At 62.6% G+C, this 3,794-nt stretch carries 4 protein-coding genes and 1 pseudogene; all 5 read right to left on the minus strand.

What is annotated here, in order from left to right; genetic code table 11:
- Positions 1-191 precede the first annotated feature (191 nt).
- A complete protein-coding gene (locus ACOI1H_RS24055; RefSeq protein ID WP_422440730.1) occupies positions 192-494 on the minus strand; it encodes a hypothetical protein in 303 nt (100 codons plus the stop codon).
- Positions 491-1,222 carry an ABC transporter ATP-binding protein gene (locus tag ACOI1H_RS24060; RefSeq protein WP_422440732.1) on the minus strand — a complete coding sequence of 244 codons (732 nt, stop codon included), beginning with the start codon at positions 1,220-1,222 and terminating at the stop codon, positions 491-493. Before ACOI1H_RS24060 ends, ACOI1H_RS24055 begins: the two co-directional genes overlap by 4 nt.
- Positions 1,207-1,992 carry an ABC transporter permease gene (locus tag ACOI1H_RS24065; protein WP_422440734.1) on the minus strand — a complete coding sequence of 262 codons (786 nt, stop codon included), beginning with the start codon at positions 1,990-1,992 and terminating at the stop codon, positions 1,207-1,209. The genes ACOI1H_RS24060 and ACOI1H_RS24065 overlap by 16 nt, the downstream gene beginning before the upstream one ends.
- Positions 1,993-1,994: 2 nt before the next feature.
- Positions 1,995-3,005 carry an ABC transporter substrate-binding protein gene (locus ACOI1H_RS24070; RefSeq protein WP_422440735.1) on the minus strand — a complete coding sequence of 337 codons (1,011 nt, stop codon included), beginning with the start codon at positions 3,003-3,005 and terminating at the stop codon, positions 1,995-1,997.
- A gap of 248 nt (positions 3,006-3,253) precedes the next feature.
- Positions 3,254-3,794 (minus strand): annotated as a pseudogene (locus ACOI1H_RS24075) (alkene reductase); the annotation flags it as partial.

The raw sequence follows: 3,794 nt of genomic DNA on the forward strand, positions 1-3,794 counted from the left end.
CTGTGTGAAAACTATCGGGTGCTCTCCAAATCGCCCAAAAAGGCCAGATTTGCAGCCTCTTTCGTTGATCTGATGGGTAAACAGGTCAGCACGTCGACACGAGCGGCAGCAAAAGAAGCGAAATTTTGAGTTTTCACACAGTCTGCCACGTTTGAAGAAACCGTTGTTGCGCTGATTGATCGATCGCTAAATCACGCCCGGATGTACTGCCACCCGTCGCGTTGCCGCTCGGCCAGATGCAGCACGGCGGCTCTGACGACCGTCAGATCTGCCGGTGCGGTACGACCCGTATGCGCCAACGAGTTGTCGCAGATCCTCAGCAGCGCATCCGTCTCGGGGTCCGGCTGATCGAGGGCGGCAGCCACGGCACCGGCGTTCACCACGATTTCGCACCGGGCGTCGGGCGCGGCCTTCAGCAGGTTGCGCGCATTGCTGCGCGCACGCATCAGCGCCTCGGGCTGCGGCGCGTGGATGACGACGCTGAGGGGTGTCACAAGGCTGCTCCGATCCGTTTTTCGATGGCATCCAGCACGGGGTCGGCGCGGTCGCGCGGTCTGGCGATGCCGACCCGTTCGTCCATCACGATCCCGGCCGGACTGCCCGCCAGCACGATGATGCGATCCGCGAGGAAGACGGCCTCGGCGATGTCGTGGGTGACGAAGAGCACCGCCTTGCCACTCACTTGCCACAAGCGCAGCAACTCGTCCTGCAGGCTTTCGCGGGTCAGGGCATCCACCGCGGAAAACGGCTCGTCCATCAACAACAGGTCGGGCTGGACCGCCAGCGCCCGGGCAATGCCGCCGCGCTGGATCTGCCCACCGGACAGCTGGTGCGGATAGCGATGGGCGAGGTGGCTCAGACCCGTCAGCTCCAGCACTTTATCGACGCGGGCCCGGCCGGCCGCGGCGGAGATCTTCAGACCTTCAAGCCCGTAGCCGATATTGCCGCGCAAATCGCGCCAGGGCATCAGCCGGCCATCCTGAAATACGATAGCCCGGCGACGACGGTCCGGCGCCGCGGTCGTCGTCACCGTCACCGTGCCGCTGTCAGGCTCTACAAGTCCGGCCACCACCCGCAGCAATGTCGACTTACCTACGCCAGAACTGCCGACGATGGCCACAAATTCCCCTGGTTCGACCACAAGATCGAAACCCTCCAGCACGGACTGCGCGGCGCCCCGAAAGCGCAGGCCGATGCCCCGCGCGTTCAGGACGGGCGCCATTGCAGCACCCTCCCTTCGACCAGTCCAAAGACGAGGTCGCTGAGGCTGTAGACGAGCGAGATCGCCAGCATGTAGACGACGACAGCGTCATAGGCCCCGACCCCGGCGGCGGCATTCATTTCCTGCCCCATGCCCGGCACGCCCAGAAGTTCTGCCGCGATCAAGGTCATCCAGGCCTGCCCGACGCCAGTGCGCAGGCCCGAGAAGATACCCGGCGCCGCCCCCGGCAGGGTCACGGTCCGGTGCCGCCGCCAGAAGCTGCCGTGGCCGAAGGCGCGGGCCAGTTCATCCAGACGGGGATCCAGATTGCGGATGGCCGAAGCGGTAGCGAAGTAGTTCACCCAGAACACCCCGATTGAAATCACGAAGGCCGCCCCCGCATGGCTAACCTTGAACCAGGCGATCGCGAAGATCACCCAGGCCAGCGGCGGGATCGGACGCAGGACGCGTGCGATCCATCCGTGCAGGTCATCAAAACTGCGGCTGGTCGCCGCCAGAAAGCCGACCGACACCCCTGCCAGGCTCCCCAGCCCCAGACCCCAGACATAATGGATCATGCTAGACCCGATGGCCGGAAGGAGCCGGTCCGTACGCACTTCGGACAGGAAGGCGGCAGGCAAGGCGAAGGGATCGGGCACCGTGCCTGGGCGCATCCATTCGAAATACTGCGCCGCCTTCCACAGACCGATGAACAGCACCAGTCCCGCCAGCCCCATCAGGGCGCGGCGCCGCCGGTCCCCGGACAGTCTGTCAGATGACAGCGAGGCCAATGTCAGTGCCCCGCGACGCTATCGTAGACGGACAGATCAAACAGCGCCTCGAGATCGACCGGCTGGCTGAGCGTGCCCTGTGCGGCCTGAAAGTCGCGCATGACGCGCGTGCCTTCGACGATCCGGTTGGGATCGGCCACGAAGGACGCGCCAGTGCGTTCGATAGCAGCTCGAATGATGGCGGGGTCCATGCGACCGCCACCGACGTATTTCGCCACCAGCGGGGCCGCCGCTTCGGGATCATTCACCAGCATATCTGTCGCGCGCTGATGCGCGGCCACGAGTGCCGCGATCTGCGTGCCATGTTCGGCCAGGACACCTTCGCGCACGGCCATCACCGCACCCGGCTGGTTGGGAAAGAGTTCCGATCCCGCGGCCACGACACGGGCGTCGGGGTCCTGCGCCAGAACGGAACTCACGACCGGTTCAAGGATCGCCGCGCCATCGACGGCCCCGGTCAGCAGCGCCTGCTGCACCTGCGCGGCACCCTGCGCGATGATCTCGACCTGCGACGGATCAATCTTCAGCCCTTCGAGAAGCCAGTACTGCAGGACCGTTTCAGGAACCGAGCCGCGCGGAAAGGTCGAGATGACGGGCTTGCGGCCGTGATCGGCGGCAAAGCGTTCGAACGCGGTCGCGGCATCGCCCTCTTCGAAATAGGGTGCAAGATCACCGATGGCCACGACTGAAATTTGCTCGATCACGTTGGAGGCCACGACCTTGATATCGGCCCCCCTTGCACGGGCCACCATCGCCGGACCGATGCCAAAATAGGCCACGTCAAGCTGACCGGCGAGCAGGGCTTGCACCATGGCCGGGCCTTCCTGGAACTGGACGAGGTCCGCCTTGATTCCGGCGTCTTCCATCCATCCCTCCTCCAGAGTGACGAAGAGCTGGGCATCGGGCAGTATCGGCAGGAATCCGATTTCGAGGCTGACGAGATCCTGCGCCATAGCGGATTGACTGGTGAACGCGAGGGCGGCGGAAACTACCAGCGTGCGAAAAGGGGTCATGTGAACACTCCATCTTTCGTGTGAATTTGGCACGCCCGTTCTAAAAAGCAAAGCGATGCTGCCATGAAAGGAACAAGGGCATACCTTAATATGCATTGAGAAGAACGAAATTCCGGTTCAACGCCACAAACCGTTGCTCGTTCATTCAAACCTCCAACCTGGAAACCTGATTCAGAAATCAGATGTGCCGTAAGGTGTGGTCAGCTTGTGCCGACCACGCCTTCTTCGATTTGTGTGACAGGGCGGAATTAGGCGACCTTGCCGCTCGCGGATCCGTCAAGGCTGGGATAATCGATATATCCCTTCTCCGTTCCCCCGTAGTAGGTATCGCCGTCGCCTTCGTTTAAGGAGGCGTGGAGGCGAAGCCGCTTCGGCAAATCGGGGTTTGCGATGAATGCCCGCCCAAAGGCCACTGCATCGGCGTGTCCTTCGGCTACAGCCTTGGCCGCGCTGTCACCATCATATCCGCCGTTGACGATGTAGAAACCGCTCCACTTTGCGCGCAGGCGGTTCATGATAGCTGTCTGTTCAGGGTCTGTCTCTGCACCCGGTGCCTGTTCCACCATGTGTAAATAGCCGAGGCCACGCTTGTTCAACTCGTCAATGAAATATCCGAAATTGGTTTCCGGGTCACTGTCAGAAACGTCGTTGAACTGACCCAGGGGTGACAGGCGGACGCCGATCCGGTTCGCCGGCCAGACCGCGGAAACGCCATCCAGAATCTCGTTGAGTATCCGAAGGCGGTTCTCTGGGGATCCGCCGTAGCCATCCGTACGATCGTTGACACCA

This window comes from Loktanella sp. DJP18, assembly GCF_049310965.1.
In the GTDB taxonomy this organism is placed as follows: Bacteria; Pseudomonadota; Alphaproteobacteria; order Rhodobacterales; family Rhodobacteraceae; genus Loktanella.